Below are 18,615 nucleotides of genomic sequence, written 5' to 3'. Positions count from 1 at the left end.
CCGGGAATGTGAGAGCCCCGACCCCGCGCGGCGGCGGGGTCGGGGCTCAGGGGACCTGTGCAGGTCGCAGCCGGGAGCGCGGCTCAGGCGGCGCGGTCCTCGATCACCTGCAGGACGGTGCGCACGCTCATCCCCGTGGCGCCCTTGCCGGTGTACCCGGCGGGCGAGGAGGAGAAGGCGGGCCCGGCGATGTCCAGATGGGCCCACTCGGCCTCGCCCACGAACTCCTGCAGGAAGATCCCGGCGGTGAGGGCGCCGCCCCACCGCTCGCCGATGTTGCGCAGATCCGCGACCCGGCCGGTGAGGTCCGCCCGCAGCTCCTCGGGGAAGGGCAGCGGCCAGAACGGCTCGCCCGTGCGCCGGGCGGCCTCGACGACCGCCGCGCGGGCGCCCTCGGTGCCGAGGACCCCGGCGGTGCGCTTGCCGAGGGCGACCATGGCCGCTCCGGTGAGGGTGGCGACGTCCATCACGAGGTCGGGCTGCTCGGCCACGGCGTCCACGAGCGCGTCGGCCATGACCATCCGGCCCTCGGCGTCGGTGTTGAGCACCTCCACGGTCATGCCGTTGCGCATGGTCACCACGTCGCCGGGGCGCTGGGCGCCGCCGCCGGGCATGTTCTCCGCGATCGCGAGGAAGGTGGTGACGCGCACCGGCAGCTCCAGGCGCGCGGCGGCGACCGTCGCCGAGAGCACGGTGGCGGCGCCGGTCATGTCCGAGGTCATCTCGTCCATCCCGGCGGCGGGCTTGATGGAGATGCCGCCGGTGTCGAAGGTGATGCCCTTGCCCACGAGCGCCACGTGCTGGGCGGCGCCGGCGGGGGCGTAGTCCAGCCGCACCAGGCGCGGCGGGCGGGCGGAGCCCTGGCCGACGCCCACGATGCCGCCGTAGCCGCCCTCGGCCAGCTGGGTCTCGTCCAGCACCGTGATCTCGATGGGCAGATCGGCCACGAGCTCGGCGGTCCGGGCGGCGAAGCTCTCCGGGTAGAGCAGGTTCGGGGGCGTGTTCACCAGGTCGCGGGTGATCTCCACGGCATGGGCGAGGACATCGGCCCGGGAGATCGCCGCCTCGACGTCCTCGGGCGCGGCATCGCCGGCGACGACCTCGATCGCCGACAGGGCGGGCTTGGGGGAGGAGGACTCGGACTTGTGGGCGACGAAGGCGTAGGCGCCCAGCGCCGCGCCCTCGATCGCCGCGGCCAGAGCGGCCGCATCGGCGCCCGGGGCGGCGATCGCCGCGGTGGCGACCCCGGCGAGGCTGCGGGTGGCGGCGCCGTATGCGCGGCGCAGCTCCTCCGCGGAGGCATCGTCGAAGGAGCCGGCACCGATGCCCACCAGCAGGATGCTGCCGGCGGCGAAGCCGCTGAGGGCCGGCAGGCGGTGCAGCTGCTCGCGGGCTCCGGTGGCCCCCACGCTGACGGCGGCGGCGCTCAGCTCGGCGGAGCCGGGGACGGAGGCGTCGGCGCCCTCGGCGCCGGTGAGGACGGGGAGGACGAGCACATCGGCAGTGACGTCCCCCACGGGCTGGGAGGTGACGGAGATTGTCGGCATTCCTCTATCGTAGGGGAGTCGCCCGGCGCTCCTGCCGGGCCCGCCCGGAGACCGGCATCCCAGGTCCGGGACCTGCGCGCAGCTCGGAGAGCTCGGAGAGAAGGACATGGCGATCGTGGTCATCGCGCTGCACGTGATCAGCGCCGTCGCCGCCCTCCTCGCGCTGTACTACGTGGTCAAGGATCTCGCCGCGGATCTCGTGCTGCTGGGGGCCTGCGCCCTGCTGCTGCTCGTGTGGCTGGGCGAATCCGTCGCCCTGGGGGCCCGCGATCTCGCCGGCGGCGAGGTGGGGGACCCGGTGCTGCTGTACGGATACCTGCTGACCGCCGTGCTGCTGCCGCTGGGCGGCCTGTGGCTCGGCGTGTGGGAGCGCAGCCGGTACGGCAGCGCGGCGATCCTCGTGGTGGCGCTGACCTCGATCGTGCTGCAGGTCCGGGTGGAGCAGCTGTGGCCAGGAGGATTCGCATGAGCAGGACCGCCCGCCCGGTCGAGGGGAGCTCCGCCGATGCCGGCGCGGCCGCCGGAGAGCCCCGCCCCGCGGCCGTCCCCGCCTCGCGGCGACGCGGCTTCGCGACCCTGCTCGTGATCGTCTACGCCGTCTTCGCGCTCTCGGCCTCGGCCCGCGCCGGCTACCAGGTGCTCACCGGCTTCGAGAGGGCCCCGGTCGCGTACGCGTTCTCGCTGCTGTCCGCGCTCACCTACATCGTCGCGACCGTGCTGCTGGCGCGGCGCGGCGGGGACTCCCGCGCCGCCCTGGTCGTCGTGGTCGCCGAGCTGGTCGGGGTGCTCTGCGTCGGCACCCTGACCGTGCTGGACCCGCAGCTGTTCCCCGAGGCGAGCGTGTGGTCCTACTACGGGATCGGCTACGCCTTCATCCCGCTGCTGCTGCCGGTGGTGGCGATCGCCTACCTCGCCCGGCGCCGGACGGCCGCTCGCCGCCGCGCCGGGGACGGTACGGTCTGAGCGTGTCCTCCTCGATCTATCCCCTGGTCTTCCGCCACCTCCTGCGCCGCCTGGATGCCGAGCAGGCGCATCGGCTGACCATGACCGCCCTGCACCGCGCGCACAGCCTCCCCGGCGGACCCGCCGTGCTGCGCGCCCTCTTCCGCACCCCGGCCCCGGGGCGCGACCGGCGCCCGGCGCGCACCGTCCTCGGAGCCCCGCACCGCAGCCCCTTCGGCCTGGCCGCGGGCTTCGACAAGCAGGGCGAGGCGCCGCTCGCGCTGCTGGACCTCGGGTTCGGGCACGTGGAGATCGGCACCGTCACCGCGAAGCCGCAGCCGGGCAACCCGCGCCCGCGCTCCTTCCGGCTGATCGAGGACCGCGCGCTGATCAACCGGATGGGCTTCAACAACCCCGGGGCCGCCGCGGTGGCGCGGAACCTCGCCCGGGCCCGCGCGAGCGAGCGCGGCCAGCGCGCCGTGATCGGCGTGAACATCGGCAAGTCCAAGGTCACCGCCCTCGAGGACGCCGCCGAGGACTACCGCTTCTCCGCCCAGCTGCTCGCCCCCTACGCGAGCTACCTCGCGATCAACGTCTCCAGCCCCAACACGCCCGGTCTGCGGGACCTGCAGTCCGCCGACTCCCTGCGCCCGATCCTCGAGGCCGTGCTCGAGGAGGCCGGGAAGGCCGGCCGGGACCTGGGCCGCGAGATCCCGGTGCTCGTGAAGATCGCCCCCGACCTGCACGATGCGGACATCCTCGACGTGGCCCGGCTGAGCCAGGAGGTCGGCATCGCCGGGGTGATCGCGACGAACACCACCATCACCCGGCCCGAGTCCCTGCGCGAGGACCGCGCGCGCATCGAGGAGATCGGGGCCGGCGGCCTGTCCGGCCCCGTCCTGGCCGAGCGCTCCCTCGCCGTGCTGCGCCTGCTGCGCGGGGCGCTGCCGGCCGAGGCGGTCGTCATCAGCTGCGGAGGCGTGGTTACCGCGGCCGATGTCCGCGAGCGCCTCGATGCCGGCGCCGATCTCGTCCAGGGGTACACCGCGCTCATCTACGAGGGGCCCGGCTGGCCGGGGCGGATCGCGCGAGGTCTCTGAGGGTCCCCGCGGGCGCCTAGGCTGGAGGGATGGAGGAGGACCTGTTCTCGCTGTCCGGCGACGCCCCGGCGCCCCGCACGCTCTCGGACCGCAACCGCGACCACCGCGCGCCGCTCGCGGTGCGGATGCGCCCGCGCAGCCTCGAGGAGATCGTCGGCCAGCGCGCCGCGCTCGAGCCCGGCAGCCCACTGCGACGCCTGGTCGCGGCCGACGACTCCCGCACCGCGCCCAGCTCCGTGATCCTCTGGGGCCCGCCCGGCACCGGCAAGACCACCCTCGCCTACGTCGTCGCACAGTCCGGCGACCGAGAGTTCGTCGAGGTCAGCGCGGTTCTCGCAGGGGTCAAGGACATCCGTGACGTGGTGGACCAGGCCCGCTCCCGGCTGCGCACCGTGGGCCGCGAGACGGTCCTGTTCGTCGACGAGGTGCACCGCTTCTCCAAGTCCCAGCAGGACGCCCTGCTGCCCAGCGTCGAGAACCGGTGGGTGACCCTCATCGCCGCCACCACCGAGAACCCGTACTTCTCGGTGATCTCCCCGCTGCTGTCCCGGTCGATCGTGCTCACCCTCGAATCCCTCGAGCGCAGCGACCTGGACACCCTGGTGGACCGGGCCCTGGCCGACGAGCGCGGTCTGGGCGGCGCGGTCACCCTCACCGAGGAGGCGCGCGAGGCGCTGCTGCGCCTGGGCGGCGGGGACGCCCGCAAGATCCTCACGTCCCTCGAGGCCGCCGCCGCGGCGGCGCTCCAGACGGAGGCCCGGGAGATCGATGCGGCGACGCTCTCGCAGGCCGTCAACCGCGCCGCCCTGCGCTACGACCGCGCCGGCGACCAGCACTACGACGTCACCAGCGCGTTCATCAAGTCCATGCGCGGCTCGGACGTGGACGCCGCGCTGCACTACCTCGCCCGGATGATCGAGGCGGGGGAGGACCCCCGGTTCATCGCCCGGCGCGTGGTGATCGCCGCCAGCGAGGAGGTCGGCATGGCGGATCCGACGGCGCTGCAGGTCGCCGTGGCCGCCATGCAGGCCGTGCAGATGCTCGGCATGCCCGAGGGGCGCATCCCGCTGGCGCAGGCGGTCGTCCACATCGCCACCGCTCCCAAGTCCAACGCCGCCTACACGGCGCTGGATGCCGCGATCGCCGATGTCCGGGCCGGGCGCGGGACGACCGTGCCCGCGGGGCTGCGCGACGCGCACTACGCGGGGGCGAAGAAGCTCGGCCACGGCGAGGGATACCAGTACGCCCACGACGCCCCGCACGGCGTGGCGACCCAGCAGTACCCGCCGGACGACCTGGTCGGCACGGACTACTACGAGCCGACCTCCCACGGCGCGGAGGCCGACCTCGCCCGCCGGGTGCCGGCGCTGCGGCGGATCATCCGCGGCCAGGGATGAGGGCGCGGGTGATGGACGGCACAGGGGGACACGACGCGGATCACGCCGTGCCCGGTTGAGCAGGGCGACCGCCTCGATTAGAGTCGTAGCCTGAATCCGCGGCTGCCTTTCTGGATTCACACCACGCGAACAAGAGGTATACCTCGTGACCAACGTCACCCGTGCGCGCCGCCAGGCGCGCCTCTCTCGAGCCCTCGGGCTCCCGCTGACCCCGAAGTCCGTGAAGTACTTCGAGAAGCGCCCCTACCCCCCGGGCGAGCACGGCCGCGCCCGTCGTCGCACCGAGTCGGACTACGCGGTCCGTCTCCGCGAGAAGCAGCGTCTGCGCGCGCAGTACGCCCTGCGCGAGAAGCAGATGCACCGCGCCTACCTCGATGCCAAGAAGCAGCCGGGCCTGACCGGTGAGTCGATGGTGGAGCTGCTGGAGAGCCGCCTGGACGCGCTGGTGCTGCGCGCCGGCTTCGCCCGCACCACCCTGCAGGCCCGCCAGGCCGTCGTGCACCGTCACGTGCTGGTCGACGGCAAGCTGGTGGACCGTCCCTCCTTCCGCGTGAAGCCGGGCCAGACCATCCAGATCAAGCCGAAGTCCCAGGCCATGGAGCCCTTCCAGATCGCTGCCGAGGGCGGCAACGCCGACGTGCTGGCGTCCACGCCGGCCTACCTGTCGGTGGAGCTTCCCGAGCTCAAGGCCAAGCTGGTCTCCCGCCCCAAGCGCGCCGAGGTCCCCGTGACCGTCGACGTCGCCCTGGTCGTGGAGTACTACGCCCGCTGACCGCACCCGCTCAGCCGAACAGCCCCGGCAGCCGTACTCCGGTACGCTGACCGGGGCTTTCGCTTTCCCCTCCGTACGACCCGTCCAGGAAGGACACCCACCCCCATGCGCACCGCCGAGATCCAGAGACGATTCCTCGACTTCTTCGAGAAGAAGGGGCACGCCGCAGTGCCCAGCGCCTCGCTCGTCTCCTCGGATCCGTCGATCCTCTTCACGATCGCCGGCATGGTGCCGTTCATCCCGTACATCGTGGGGACCGAGAAGGCGCCCTGGCCGCGCGCCGCGAGCGTGCAGAAGTGCATCCGCACCAACGACATCGAGAACGTCGGGCGCACCACGCGGCACGGCACCTTCTTCCAGATGGCCGGGAACTTCTCCTTCGGCGACTACTTCAAGGCCGGGGCGATCGACTTCTCCTGGGAGCTCCTCACCTCCTCGCAGGACGAGGGCGGGTTCGGCCTGGACCCGCAGCGGCTGTGGATCACCCTGTGGGAGGAGGACCAGGAGTCCTACACCCATCTCACCGAGGTGATCGGCCTGGATCCCGCCCGCATCGTGCAGCTGCCCTGGGAGGAGAGCTGCTGGGACACCGGCCAGCCCGGCCCCGCCGGCTCCACCGGCGAGTGGTACTACGACCGCGGCCCCGACTACGGGCCCGACGCCCCCTCGGGCCGGCAGGCGCAGTGGCCCGGCGACGAGCGCGCCGAGGACCGCTACCTCGAGATCTGGAACCTCGTGTTCGACCAGTTCCTGCGCGGTCCCGGCGCGGGCAAGGACTACGAGCTGCTCGGCGAGCTGGACGACAAGGCCATCGACACCGGGCTCGGCGTCGAGCGCCTGGCCTACCTGCTGCAGGACAAGCAGAACATGTACGAGACCGACCAGGTCTTCCCCGTCATCGAGCGCACCCAGCAGCTCACGGGCCGCACCTACGGCGCCGATGCGGAGGACGACGTGCGCATGCGCGTGGTCGCCGACCACGTCCGCAGCGCGATGATGCTCGCCTCGGACGGCGTGCGCCCCGGCAACGAGGGCCGCGGCTACGTCATGCGGCGCCTGATCCGCCGTGCGGTACGCTCCGTGCGCCTGCTCGGCTACGACCGGCCCGCGATGCCGGAGCTGCTTCCCGTGTCGCTGACAGCGATGCAGGAGGCCTACCCCTCCCTCGAGGCCGACGCCGAGCGCATCCGCGAGGTCATCTACGCGGAGGAGGACGCCTTCCGCCGCACCCTGGTCACCGGGAGCGCGATCTTCGACCAGGTCGCCGAGGAGGTGCGGGCCTCGGGCGGCCGCAGCGTCTCCGGCGCCGACGCGTTCCGGCTGCATGACACCTACGGCTTCCCGATCGACCTGACCCTGGAGATGGCCCAGGAGGTCGGGCTGTCCGTGGACGAGGGCGGCTTCCGCTCCGCCATGCAGGAGCAACGCGAGCGGGCGCGGGCGGATGCGGCCGCGAAGAAGGGCGGCCATGCGGACACGGCCGTCTACAACCGCCTCCTGGGCGAGCGCGGCGAGGCCGTGCCGTTCCTCGGCTACACCGACCACACCGTCTCCACCACCGTCGAGTCCGTGCTCGTGGACGGCGCCCTCGTCGACGCGGTCGACGCCCCGGCCGAGGTCGAGATCGTCCTCGCCGCCACCCCGTTCTACGCGGAGATGGGCGGTCAGCTGGCCGATCAGGGCCGCATCGCGCTGAACAACGGCGGCATCGTCGAGGTCGACGACGTGCAGTCCCCGGTGAAGGGCCTCATCGTGCATCGCGGACGCCTGGTCGAGGGCACGGCGGCGGCCGGCGTCGGCGCGATCGCCGAGATCGACCTCGAGCGCCGCGGCGCGATCGCGCGCGCCCACACCGCGACCCACATGGTCCACCAGGCGCTGCGCGAGGAGCTCGGCGACGGCGCCACCCAGGCGGGCTCGGAGAACTCCCCGGGCCGCATGCGCTTCGACTTCCGGTACGGCCAGGGGGTGCCCAGGAGCTCCCTGGAGCAGATCGAGGGGCGGGTCAACACGCAGCTGCAGCAGGAGCTGCTGGTCACCGACCAGCAGATGCCCCTGGAGGAGGCCCGCGCCGCCGGCGCGATGGCCCTGTTCGGCGAGAAGTACCCGGAGATCGTCCGGGTCGTCTCCATCGGCGGGGACTGGTCCAAGGAGCTGTGCGCCGGGACGCACGTCGCCACCACCGGAGCGATCGGCACCGTCCAGCTCATGGGCGAGTCCTCGATCGGGTCCGGGGTGCGCCGCGTCGACGCGCTGGTGGGCCTGTCGGCATACCGCTTCCAGGCCAAGGAGCACGCGCTCGTCTCCCAGCTCACCGAGCTGCTGAAGGTCGGCTCCGCCGAGGATCTCCCGGAGCGGGTCCGCGGCCTCGCCCAGCGGGTGAAGGACATGGAGAAGCAGCTCGCCGCCCTGCGCGGCGCCCAGCTGCAGGCCCAGGCCGGGGAGCTCGCCGGCAGCGCCCGCGACGCGGGTGGGGTGCGCCTGCTCGTGCACGATGCGGGGGAGGGCGTCGCCGCGGGAGACCTGCGCACGCTGGTCACGGACCTCCGCTCCCGCCTCGGCGAGGACGCTCCGAGCGTCGTCGCGGTCACCGGCTCGGTCGACGGGAAGGCCGCCCTGGTCGTCGCGACCAATGCGAGCGCCCGGGAGAAGGGGCTCCGGGCCGGGGCGCTGCTGCGCGCCGGGGCGGAGGCCATGGGCGGGCGCGGAGGCGGCAAGGACGACCTTGCGCAGGGAGGCGGCGGCGACAGCGCCCGGACCGCCCAGGCGCTGGACGCGGTCGCCGCCGCGGTCACGGTCGCCGCGTCCGCATGACCGGGCAGGGCGGCGGCGTTCCGCGCGGCATCCGGTTCGGCGTGGACGTCGGCGACGTCCGCGTCGGACTGGCCCGCAGCGACCTGGACGGCCTGATCGCGACCCCGATCGACACGCTGGCCCGCGACACCGCCGCCGCGACGGTGCTGGATCATGTCCGGGAGATGGAGCCGCGTGCCATCATGGTCGGGCTGCCCCGACGACTGGACGGCAGCGAGGGCCCGGCGGCCCGGAAGGCCCGCGACTTCTGCGCGGAGCTCACGGCCGCCCTCCTCGCGGCGGGCCAGGACGTCGAGGTCAGACTGGTCGACGAACGGCTCACCACGGTCGATGCCCACAAGGCCCTGCACTCCGCGGGCCGCAAGGGACGCAAGCACCGCACCGTGGTGGACCAGGTCGCGGCCGTGATGATCCTGCAGAGCGCCCTGGAGACGGAGCGCAGCACGGGAGCGCGGGCCGGCGAGCTGGTCGAGCCCGCCCTCCCCGACGGGACCCCGCCCGACGGCGAGGTCCCGCCCTCCTCACCGGCGCGGAAGGAACCCTGATGAACAAGCGCAGCTCCTTCGACGAGATCGCCGACTCCCAGAGCGGCGAGCCCTCGTCCGAGGCGGAGGGCGGCGCCGTGGTCAAGAAGCCGCTCACCGGCCGTCGACGTGCTCCGCGCCGCAGCCCGCTGCGCCGAGTGCTGCCCGTGCTCGTCGTCCTCCTCGCGATCGGCGGCCTCGGCGTCGGCGGCGTGTACGGGTACCAGTGGCTCACCGGCGCGGTGAACATCGGCCAGGCCGAGCCGACCGACTACGAGGGGCCCGGCACCGGCGAGGTCGTGATCGAGGTCAAGCAGGGCGACACCGGAACCGACATCGCCAAGACGCTCGTCGAGAACGACGTCATCCTCTCCACCGGCCCGTTCATCTCCCTGTTCGCCAACACGCCGGAGGCCGCCTCGATCACGCCGGGCACCTACCGGCTCAGGACGCAGATGTCCTCCTCCGCGGCGCTCACGATGCTGCTGGACCCGGCGAGCCTGGCCGGATTCCGGGTGACGATCCCGGAGGGACTGCGCCTGAGCGACATCTACCCGCGGCTCTCGGAGGCGACGGGCATCCCCGTCGAGGACTTCGAGGCGCTCACCGGCGATCCGGCCGCCATCGGGGTCCCGGAGAACCCCGCCGGGAGCATCGAGGGGTACCTGTGGCCCGGCCGCTACGACATCCCCGAGGACGCCACCGCCCAGCAGGTGCTCACGATGATGTGGGAGCGCATGAAGTCCGAGCTCGAGGCGCGCGAGATCCCGCCGGACCAGTGGCACTCCACGCTCACCATCGCCTCGATCGCCGAGAAGGAGGCGCGCACCCCCGAGGACTACGGCAAGGTGGCCCGGACCATCGACAACCGCCTGGCGGGAGTCGGCGAGGCCGGCGGCCGGCCGATGAAGCTGCAGCTGGACTCCACCGTCGCCTACGTCTCGGGCCGCAAGGCCGTCTCCACCACCCCGGAGGAGCGGGCCGTGGACAGCCCGTACAACACCTATATGCGCGCCGGCCTCCCCGTCGGCCCGATCGCCAACCCCGGCGCGGCGACCATCGACGCCGTGCTCGACCCGCCGGAGGGCGACTGGCTGTACTGGGTGACCGTCAACACCGACACGGGCGAGACCAAGTTCGCGACCACCAAGGCGGAGCATGACGCCAACGTCCGCGAATGGCAGGAATGGGCGGCGGCCAAGGATGGCTGAGCCCGGGCACGCGACGTCGAACGGACGCTTCGCCGTGGTCGGCAGCCCCATCGGCCATTCCCTGTCCCCGGTGCTGCACCGCGCCGCCTACCGGGCGCTGGGGCTGGACGGCCCCACGTACGACGCCTTCGAGGTGCCGGCCGGCCGGCTGCGGCAGTTCCTCGCCGACGGGCCGGGGCGCGACCTGCGCGGGCTGAGCGTGACGATGCCCGGCAAGCCCGAGGCGTTCGCGCTCGCGGCGCACCACGATGCGGTGAGCGCGCGCCTGCGCATCTCGAACACGCTCGTGCGCGCGGACGATGGCAGCTGGCGGGCCGAGAACCACGACGTCCACGGGATCGTCGCCACCTTCGCCGACCACGGGCTGCGGGGGATCACCCGGGGCGGGGTGCTGGGCTCCGGCGCGACGGCCCTGTCCGCGACCGATGCGCTGGCCGAGATGGGTGCGCAGGAGATCCTGTTCAGCGCCCGCGCGCCCGAGAAGCTCGCGCCGCTGCTCGCCCACGCCGCCGAGCGCGGTGCCGCCGGTCGCGTGGTGGACTGGTCCGAGAGCCGCACCGTGCTCTCCGCCGACGCCGTGGTCAGCGCGATCGCGGCCCCCGGCTCCCCGCCGCTGCGCACCGCATGGGAGTCCGCCGGGAGCCTCCCCGTCCCGGCGGTCTTCCTCGACGTCCTCTACGATCCGTGGCCCAGTCCGCTCACCGAGCTCCTCGCCGAGCGCGGGGGAGCGGTCGCCAGCGGTCTCGAGATGCTCGTGCACCAGGCCGCCCGGCAGGTCGAGTCCATGCTCGGCGTGGACGAGGGGCCCGTCGCGCCGATGATGCAGGCGGCTCTCGAGGAGCTGGCCCGCCGCGCCGACGAGGCCTGAGGCACCGCGTCCTGCCGGATCGGAGCCGGGCCGTGCCGCTCGGGGGAGCTCTCAGGCGCTCTCGCCCGGAGCGGCGGATCCCTCGTACCCGAGTTGCCGCCACGCCTCGTACACCGCGATCGATGCCGAGTTGGCGAGATTGAGGCTGCGGCGCGCCGGGAGCATCGGGATCCGCAGATGCGCCGTCACCCGCGGGTGCGCGAGCACGTGCTCGGGCAGGCCCGTCGGCTCGGCGCCGAACAGCAGGACGTCGTCCCGGCGGTACTCGACGTCCGCGAAGGACGTCTCGGTCCGTGCAGTGAACGCGAAGACCCGCGATCCGGGCAGCGTCGCGAGCGCCGTGTCGATGTCGGGGTGGATCCGCACCTCGGCGAGATCGTGGTAGTCCAGTCCCGCGCGGCGCAGCTTGGCGTCCTCGAAGTCGAAGCCGAGCGGCTCGACGAGATGCAGGCGCGCTCCGGTGACGGCGGCCAGGCGGATCGCATTGCCGGTGTTCCCGGCGATGCGGGGCTCGTGGAAGATGACGTGGACCATGCCGGGATCCTCCCACGTCGCCTCCGGCCGGCAGAAGGCACGGGCACGGGCGCCGCCCGAGCGTGATTGTCTTCACGAACAGCGTCTGTGGTGGTCACAGCGTCATGGACGCCCCTCGGCTCGTGCTACTGTTTACTCGTTGCCTTCGCGGTGGGAGCCGCGGAAGATCACCTGTCCGGGTGGCGGAATTGGCAGACGCGCTAGCTTGAGGTGCTAGTGCCCGTATTAGGGCGTGGGGGTTCAAGTCCCCCCTCGGACACCGACGATGTCGCAGGACATCGGAAGGGCCCCGACGCAGATGCGTCGGGGCCCTTCGCGTATCCGGGGGGCGTCGGCGTCTCAGGCGACCTCGGCGTCCTGCCGTCCGGACCGGTGCGAGCCCGCCGCCCTGGGCGGGGGCTCCGGATCGTGGCTCAGCGGTCCTCGCCGAAGCCGCCCTCGGAGGAGTCTCCTTCGGAGGTCTCCCCGCCGCTGTAGCCGCCCTCGGAGGAGCCGCCGCCGTACCCGCTCTCGGACGTCTCGCCCTGGGAGGACCGGCCGAGGCCGCCGCCCTCCGAGGTGTCGCCGCCGTCGTAGCCGCCCTGGGAGGAGCCGCCTCCGGAGAGCTGGTCGTCATCGCCGACCACGGCGGAGTCGCCGCCGCCGTAGCCGCCCTGGGAGAACGAGTCTTCGGAAGACCGGCCGTAGCCGTCGCCCTCGGAGGACTCCCCGCCGCTGCTGTAGCCGCCCTCGGAGGACTCCCCGCCGCTGCTGTAGCCGCCCGCGGAGGACTGTCCCTCCGACTGGCCGTAGCCGCCCTGGGAGGACTGTCCCTCCGACTGGCCGTAGCCGCCCTGGGAGGACTGTCCCTCCGACTGGCCGTAGCCGTCCTGCTCCGAGCTCTCGTCGTTGCCGTAGCCGTGCTCGTCGGAGGAGCCCTGGAACCGGCCCTGCGTCTCGTCGTCGCTGCCGAACTGTCCGCTGCCGTTGGTCTCGGTTATGGTGATCAGGTCCTCTGGTCGTGATGGATCTCTGCCGTCGAGCTCGTGCCCGGGCTCGACCCTAAGCACACGCCGACATGTGGCGCAAGACACAGGGGGATTTCGTCGTCATCTGTTCGTGATCATGGCTTCTGGAATTCTTGTGAATCGGTAAGCCGCTTCCTTCGTGAGGCGAAGTGCTATCACAGGACGATCACGGCGGATCCATTGTTCCCGTGGCGCCACGGCCGATCGCGCTTCCAGGATCATCGGTGCTGGTCAAGGACGCCCGATCGCCAGGGTCAGATCGTCGTGGACCTTCGCGCCCCGGGCTCGGTACCGGTCGAGCTGACGGTCTTCCTCCGCGCGGATGTCCGAGGCGAGCACGTCCTCGCCGCCGTGCGCGCAGGCATCGGCGAATTCTTCGACGGTATGCGTGCCGAGCTCCAGGATCGCGCGGACCGCGCCGTCGCTCGCGGCGATGACGCACAGCTCGTCGGACCACGGGAGCTGCTGGACGATCGCGTGCTCGGCCGCCGCGGGATCGTGGTGCGCGCACCAGAACCCGTCCTCCACGTTGCGTGCCGCGTCCAGCGCACGGAAGCGCAGAGGGATCTCCTCGCGCGCCGCAGAGCCCACCGGCGCCGCCTCCTCCCGGGCCGCGAGCTCGCGGCGCTTCGCCGCGACGGCATCGTGGACGCGCAGATCGGTGGTGAGATCGGCGCGGGCCACCGACCCCTCGGCGTCGGTGCGCGCCACGATGATGGCCGCGTCGCAGAGCACGAGGGTCTCGAGGGTCCTATCGCGCACCCGCCAGGCGGCCACCGTGCCGCTCGGGCTACCGGCGGCGAGGTCGCAGGTCCTCGCGTGCCGATCCCGCACGGCCGCGATCGCCCCGCCCAGGGCCTCCCGCATGCCCAGCCGACGACCGGCAGCCTCCGGGCCCCCGCCCTCGGCAGCCGCCGGGACCCCGACCTCGACGGCCGCCGGCACCGCGCCCCCTCCGGCCGCCGGCACCGCGCCCGGGGAGGCCGCGGGCGCGTCCTCATCGTGCTCCTCCGGCCCTTCCGCGAGGCGCAGCGCGAACTCGTGGGCGAGGGTGCGGGAGTACCAGGAGACCGAGTGCGAGCAGCCGCGGCGCATCGCCTTGTCCAGGCCGGCGCCGTCCACGACGACCGCGAGATCGGGCCCCAGCGCGACCGCGTCCTCATTGGTGCGATCCGGGGCGGCGGGATCGGTCAGGGTGGTGATGCGCATGGGCGGGGTCCTCTCGTCGGAGGGCGGATCCGAGGTCAGGGGGCGGGCGTGCGGGTCATGCCGCGGAGGAGCCCAGGGCGACCGCCACCAGCGGGCTCGCGAGCAGACCCAGGAACGGGCCCGCCAGCAGCACCGGGCCGACGGCGAAGCGGGCATCGGCCCTGCGGGTCACCGCCCAGGCCGCGGCGCCGGCCGCTCCCGCCAGCAGGAGGACCCCCAGCACGGCCGCGACCAGCACGTACGGGCCGAGGGTCGCGGACATGAGCACGACGACCGGCGCGGTCTTGGCGTCGCCCATCCCGATCAGCTGCGGGGCCAGCAGCGCCACGCCGATGCCGGCGACGGCGCAGACCAGCGCGAGCACGGCAGCGGTGCCCAGCGGTGACCTCAGGTCCGGCCGGAGCACGGCGAGCAGGCCGAGCGCCGCCGCCGTGGAGCCGGTGAGGAGGGCCACCCGCCGGTTGGGCAGGCGATGCTCGCGCCCGTCGATCCAGGCGAGCGCGACCGCCTGCGGACAGAACACCAGCAGCAGCACGCACAGCGCAGGGAGCTCGGGGGAGGGCATGGGCCTATTCCAGCAGAACCCGGCCGGGCCCGGGCGGGGCTGTGGACGACGGCGCCGAGCGCTGCCGTGCGGGGGCCGGAGCCGCCCTCAGCGCTGCAGGGTCGAGCGCACCCTGAGGATGCGCCGGCGCATCCACACCTTCTGCGCCCCGCCGATGTACATCCGGGTGCGGGCGAGCTCCCAGCGGCCGTACTCCGCCTCCTCGGTGACCGAGGAGCGCGCCGCCGAGATCGACACCCCGCGCGGGATGGTGACGATCTGGAACTCGTAGTCCTCGGGTCTCCGTCCCGGTTCCAGGGGCAGGTCGCCGGCCGAGCCGGTGGGCTGGATGCGGATCGAGGGATGCGTGCTGCGCGCCGTTCTGCGGGCCACAGGGACCTCCGTTTCACGCGGGGCGGGTCCGGGCTCCGGACCCGAGGGGAGAGGACGGGGAGCGGTCGGGACGAGGTGGGGAACAGGACTGTCCATTGTGCCGCTGAACACGGTACGGTCCAACCATGAACACGGATCCGCGTGCAGCACTCGCCGCTCTCATCGCAGCCCTGGAGCGCCACTACGAGGCGGCGGCAGCCTCGCACGGCGACGACGACCCCGCCCTGGATGCCGCCACCGACGGTCTGACCACCGCCTTCGACGCCTACGACGACGCCCTCTTCGAGGCTTACGACATCGCCACCCCGCTGATCGTCTTCGACGGCGACGACGAGGACGATGACGACGACTTCGATGACTTCGACGACCTCGACGACGACGAGGACGACGACGAGGACGAGGATGACGACTACGAGGAGGACGGCGAGGACGACCAGGAGCGCTGAGCGCCTCCTTCCGCTCCTGCACGGAATCTTCACCGCTGATCCGCTGCGCGGCGCCCGGTCCTGCACCGGGCGCCGCGTACTGTGTCACGGGGCCCCGGCGGGCGCAGTCCGCCGGCGCCGCCCCGCGGCCGGATGCCGCGGAGGCGGCCGTGCCCTCCTCACCGTCATCGGGCCGCTTCCTGCGCGCCCCCGTTCCCTCCAGGAGAGTCCGTGAGCTTCATCGATGCGATCATCCTGGGCATCGTGCAGGGGCTGACCGAGTTCCTCCCCGTGTCCTCGAGCGCCCATCTCCGTGTCGTCGGCGAGTTCCTCATGCCCGGCCGCGAGCCCGGCGCCGCCTTCACCGCGATCATCCAGCTGGGCACCGAGACGGCCGTGCTGCTCTACTTCTGGAAGGACATCACGCGGATCATCGGCCGCTGGTTCCGCGCCCTCGCCGGGAAGGTGCCCCAGTCCGATCCGGACGTGCGCATGGGCTGGCTGGTGATCATCGGCTCGATCCCGATCGGCGTGCTGGGCCTGCTGTTCGAGGACCAGATCGACCACTCCCTGCGGAACCTCTACATCACCGCCGCGATGCTCATCGGCTTCGGCCTCTTCCTCGGCGTCGCGGACCGCATCGCCCCGCAGCGCAAGGAGCTCAAGGACCTCACCATCAAGGACGGCCTGATCTACGGCGGCGCCCAGGCGCTGGCGCTGATCCCCGGGGTCTCGCGCTCCGGCGGAACCATCACGGCGGGCCTGCTGATGGGCTACACCCGCCAGGCCGCCGCGCGCTACGCCTTCCTCCTGGCCGTCCCCGCGGTGTTCGCCTCCGGCCTGTACAAGGCCGCCAAGGAGGTCCCCCCGCTGCTGAGCGCCGACGGGCGGGCGGCGGCCATGGCCGCGGGGGAGCCCAGCCTGCTGGCGATCCTCATCGCGACCGTCGTCTCCTTCGCCGTCGGGTACGTGGTGATCGTGTGGTTCATGCGGCTCATCGAGAACCGCAGCTACCTGCCCTTCGTCCTCTACCGCGTCGGCGCGGGCGTCGTCCTGCTGCTCCTGCTGGGCACCGGTGTGATCCATCCCCTGGCCGGCGGGGCCTGATCCCGGAGCCGTCGCCCAGGCCCGCGTGCGTATGATCGACGGGTGCGAGCCTGGAGAACACCGCAGATCACGCCCCTTCCCGCGAGCGGTGAGGCACCGCGGCTGCATGACACGCGCAGCGGTCTGATCCAGGAGGTCCGGCCCGCCCAGCCCGGCAGGGCCCGGCTGTACGTCTGCGGGATCACCCCGTACGACTCGACCCACCTCGGCCATGCCGCGACGTACCACGCCGCCGACCTCATGCGCCGCGCCCTGCTCGACGCCGGCTTCGAGGTCGAGGTCGCCCAGAACGTCACCGACGTCGACGACCCGCTCCTGGAGCGCGCCGACCGCGACGGCATGGACTGGCGCGAGCTGGCCCAGCGCGAGACCGACCGCTTCTCCGGCGACATGGAGGCCCTGCGGATCATCCCCCCGCAGACCTACCTCTCCGTGAGCGAGGCGATGGACGAGATCATCGCCCTGGTCCAGCGGCTGGTCGCGGCCGGCCGCGCCTATCAGGTGCCCACCCCCGACTCCGACGGCGAGGACTGGTACCTGGACCTCGCGCAGGACGGCGCCCTCGGCGGCGTCAGCGGCTGGGACGCCGCCCAGATGCTCGAGGTCTTCGCCGAGCGCGGCGGGGACCCGGACCGCGCGGGCAAGCGGGGGACCTTCGATCCTCTGCTGTGGCGCGCCGAGCGCCCCGGCGAGCCCGCCTGGGACGCCGGGAGCCTGGGCCGGGGCCGCCCCGGCTGGCACGTGGAGTGCGTCGCGATCGCGGAGGGCGGCCTGGGCCTGCCCTTCGACGTGCAGACCGGCGGAAGGGACCTCATCTTCCCCCACCACGACATGAGCGCCTCCCACGCGGCGGCGCTGGGCGAGGGCTTCGCGTCCGTGTACCCGCACGTGGGGATGGTCGCCTACCAGGGCGAGAAGATGAGCAAGTCCCTGGGCAACCTCGTGTTCGTCTCCGAGCTGGTGCGCCAGGGCGTGGACCCGGCGGCGATCCGCCTGGTCCTCATGGCCCACCACTACCGCAGCGACTGGGAGTGGACCGACGCCGAGCTCGCCCGGGCGCAGCAGCGTCTGGCCGCCTACCGCGCCGCCGCCCGCGAGGGGGCCGACGACTCCGACGTGGTCGCCGCCCTGCGCGACGCGCTGCGCGAGGACCTCGACACCGAGCGCGCCCTGCGCGTGCTGGACCGGTGGGCCGGCGGCGCCTCCCCGGGCCGCGACGCGGCGCCGGCGGCGGTCCCCGGCGCGCAGCGCCCCGCGGATGTTCCGGCCGCCCTGGACGCCCTGCTCGGCATCGCCCTGTGAGACGGGGCGGGCGCTGCGCCGCCCGCTACTCCTCCTCGCGGCGGCGCAGGAACTGCTCGAACTCGCGGGCGATCGCATCGCCGCTGGCCTCGGGCAGGTCCGTGGCGTCCTGCGCCCGCTCCAGGCGCTGCACGTAGTCGGCGACCTCCGGGTCGGTGCGGCACAGCTCGTCGACGCCGCGCACCCAGGCGGCGGCGTCCTCCTCGAGGTCGCCCAGCGGGATCGGGGCGGTGACCACGGACTGGAGCTCCGAGATGAGGCTCAGCACGGCCTTCGGGGCCGGATTCTGGGCCACGTAGTGCGGCACCTGCACCCACAGCGAGGTGGTGCGCAGACCGCGGGCCACCGCCAGGCGGCCCAGCACGCCGGGGATCCCGATCGGTCCCTCGTAGGCGTCCTCCGCGGCGCGCTCGTGGGTGCCGGGCTCGACCCGGGAGCTCACCGGCAGCGGCCGGGTGTGCGGGGCATCGGCCAGCAGCGCCCCCAGGGAGACGAGGGCGGTCGCGCCGGCGGCGTCGATCTGCGCGAGCACCTCGGCGCAGTAGGACTTCCAGCGCAGCGACGGCTCCGGACCGTGGACGAGCACCAGCTCGCCGCCGCGCTGCGGGGTGACGAGGTCGACGGCCGTGTCCGGCCACTCGATCTCCCGCAGCCCCTCCTCGGAGGTGCGGATCGAGGGCCGGCTGACCTGGAAGTCGGTGTAGTCCTCCGCGTCGATGAGCGCGAGCCGCCGGGAGGGCCACACGGAGAGCAGGTGCTCGATCACGCCGGTCGCGGCCTCCCCGGCATCGTTCCAGCCGCCGAAGGCGGTCACAGCGATGCGGGTCATCGTCCGATCATAGGTCTCCAGGAGCCCCTCGGGGGCGCGCCGATATGCTCGGTGGGCGGACCGCGGGTGCCGGGGCCCGGACGACGGAGG

The 18,615-nt window shown here is 73.2% G+C and carries 19 protein-coding genes and 1 tRNA gene; 13 read left to right on the top strand and 7 right to left on the bottom strand.

What is annotated here, in order from left to right:
• Positions 1-83: 83 nt before the first annotated feature.
• A complete protein-coding gene (locus ABD234_RS01570) occupies positions 84-1,547 on the bottom strand; it encodes a leucyl aminopeptidase (RefSeq protein ID WP_038370154.1) in 1,464 nt (487 codons plus the stop codon).
• Positions 1,548-1,653: 106 nt separating this feature from the next.
• Between ABD234_RS01570 and ABD234_RS01565 the strand changes: the two genes are divergently transcribed.
• The 9 genes from ABD234_RS01565 (at position 1,654) to ABD234_RS01525 (ending at position 11,175) form a co-directional block, all read left to right on the top strand.
• A complete protein-coding gene (locus ABD234_RS01565; RefSeq protein ID WP_038370155.1) occupies positions 1,654-2,016 on the top strand; it encodes a hypothetical protein in 363 nt (120 codons plus the stop codon).
• Complete coding sequence (locus tag ABD234_RS01560) at positions 2,013-2,510, top strand: hypothetical protein (RefSeq protein ID WP_232226145.1); 498 nt, start codon at positions 2,013-2,015, stop codon at positions 2,508-2,510. Before ABD234_RS01565 ends, ABD234_RS01560 begins: the two co-directional genes overlap by 4 nt.
• A 2-nt stretch (positions 2,511-2,512) precedes the next feature.
• A complete protein-coding gene (locus ABD234_RS01555; RefSeq protein WP_232226146.1) occupies positions 2,513-3,589 on the top strand; it encodes a quinone-dependent dihydroorotate dehydrogenase in 1,077 nt (358 codons plus the stop codon).
• Between the two features lie 29 nt (positions 3,590-3,618).
• Positions 3,619-4,986, top strand: a complete 1,368-nt coding sequence (locus ABD234_RS01550; protein ID WP_038370156.1) for a replication-associated recombination protein A — start codon at positions 3,619-3,621, stop codon at positions 4,984-4,986.
• 145 nt (positions 4,987-5,131) lie between these two features.
• Positions 5,132-5,758, top strand: coding sequence for a 30S ribosomal protein S4 (gene rpsD, locus ABD234_RS01545; RefSeq protein WP_038370157.1), 627 nt, complete (start codon positions 5,132-5,134; stop codon positions 5,756-5,758).
• A gap of 105 nt (positions 5,759-5,863) precedes the next feature.
• A complete protein-coding gene (gene alaS / locus ABD234_RS01540) occupies positions 5,864-8,572 on the top strand; it encodes an alanine--tRNA ligase (protein ID WP_038370159.1) in 2,709 nt (902 codons plus the stop codon).
• Positions 8,569-9,117 carry a Holliday junction resolvase RuvX gene (ruvX, locus tag ABD234_RS01535; protein ID WP_038370161.1) on the top strand — a complete coding sequence of 183 codons (549 nt, stop codon included), beginning with the start codon at positions 8,569-8,571 and terminating at the stop codon, positions 9,115-9,117. The genes alaS and ruvX overlap by 4 nt, the downstream gene beginning before the upstream one ends.
• A complete protein-coding gene (gene mltG / locus ABD234_RS01530; RefSeq protein ID WP_084148168.1) occupies positions 9,117-10,307 on the top strand; it encodes an endolytic transglycosylase MltG in 1,191 nt (396 codons plus the stop codon). Before ruvX ends, mltG begins: the two co-directional genes overlap by 1 nt.
• Positions 10,300-11,175 carry a shikimate dehydrogenase gene (locus tag ABD234_RS01525; protein ID WP_038370162.1) on the top strand — a complete coding sequence of 292 codons (876 nt, stop codon included), beginning with the start codon at positions 10,300-10,302 and terminating at the stop codon, positions 11,173-11,175. The genes mltG and ABD234_RS01525 overlap by 8 nt, the downstream gene beginning before the upstream one ends.
• Before the next feature lie 51 nt (positions 11,176-11,226).
• Here ABD234_RS01525 and ABD234_RS01520 read toward each other — a convergent pair whose 3' ends face one another.
• Complete coding sequence (locus ABD234_RS01520; RefSeq protein ID WP_038370164.1) at positions 11,227-11,709, bottom strand: tRNA (cytidine(34)-2'-O)-methyltransferase; 483 nt, start codon at positions 11,707-11,709, stop codon at positions 11,227-11,229.
• Positions 11,710-11,882: 173 nt separating this feature from the next.
• On the opposite strand from ABD234_RS01520, the gene ABD234_RS01515 reads away from it, so the two are divergent.
• Positions 11,883-11,968 (top strand) — tRNA-Leu (locus tag ABD234_RS01515).
• Between the two features lie 154 nt (positions 11,969-12,122).
• Here ABD234_RS01515 and ABD234_RS01510 read toward each other — a convergent pair.
• The 4 genes from ABD234_RS01510 to ABD234_RS01495 all read right to left on the bottom strand — a co-directional run bounded on the left by ABD234_RS01510 (position 12,123) and on the right by ABD234_RS01495 (position 14,862).
• Positions 12,123-12,758, bottom strand: coding sequence for a hypothetical protein (locus ABD234_RS01510; protein WP_051486389.1), 636 nt, complete (start codon positions 12,756-12,758; stop codon positions 12,123-12,125).
• 189 nt (positions 12,759-12,947) lie between these two features.
• Positions 12,948-13,925 carry a hypothetical protein gene (locus ABD234_RS01505; RefSeq protein WP_038370165.1) on the bottom strand — a complete coding sequence of 326 codons (978 nt, stop codon included), beginning with the start codon at positions 13,923-13,925 and terminating at the stop codon, positions 12,948-12,950.
• 55 nt (positions 13,926-13,980) lie between these two features.
• Entirely contained in the window at positions 13,981-14,490 is a 510-nt protein-coding gene (locus ABD234_RS01500) for a prepilin peptidase (protein WP_038370166.1), read from the bottom strand.
• 87 nt (positions 14,491-14,577) lie between these two features.
• Positions 14,578-14,862, bottom strand: coding sequence for a DUF5703 family protein (locus ABD234_RS01495; protein ID WP_415749458.1), 285 nt, complete (start codon positions 14,860-14,862; stop codon positions 14,578-14,580).
• A 125-nt stretch (positions 14,863-14,987) separates the two neighbouring features.
• Between ABD234_RS01495 and ABD234_RS01490 the strand changes: the two genes are divergently transcribed.
• The 3 genes from ABD234_RS01490 (at position 14,988) to mshC (ending at position 17,696) form a co-directional block, all read left to right on the top strand.
• Entirely contained in the window at positions 14,988-15,308 is a 321-nt protein-coding gene (locus ABD234_RS01490) for a hypothetical protein (RefSeq protein ID WP_038370167.1), read from the top strand.
• Between the two features lie 210 nt (positions 15,309-15,518).
• Positions 15,519-16,394 carry an undecaprenyl-diphosphate phosphatase gene (locus ABD234_RS01485; RefSeq protein ID WP_038370169.1) on the top strand — a complete coding sequence of 292 codons (876 nt, stop codon included), beginning with the start codon at positions 15,519-15,521 and terminating at the stop codon, positions 16,392-16,394.
• A 42-nt stretch (positions 16,395-16,436) separates the two neighbouring features.
• Positions 16,437-17,696, top strand: coding sequence for a cysteine--1-D-myo-inosityl 2-amino-2-deoxy-alpha-D-glucopyranoside ligase (gene mshC, locus ABD234_RS01480; protein ID WP_038370171.1), 1,260 nt, complete (start codon positions 16,437-16,439; stop codon positions 17,694-17,696).
• A 25-nt stretch (positions 17,697-17,721) separates the two neighbouring features.
• Here mshC and ABD234_RS01475 read toward each other — a convergent pair whose 3' ends face one another.
• Entirely contained in the window at positions 17,722-18,525 is an 804-nt protein-coding gene (locus ABD234_RS01475; RefSeq protein WP_038370173.1) for a PAC2 family protein, read from the bottom strand.
• Positions 18,526-18,615 lie beyond the last annotated feature (90 nt).

The organism is Brachybacterium phenoliresistens (assembly GCF_039530785.1).
GTDB lineage: Bacteria > Actinomycetota > Actinomycetes > Actinomycetales > Dermabacteraceae > Brachybacterium > Brachybacterium phenoliresistens.
This window is presented reverse-complemented; position numbering and strand designations above follow the sequence as displayed.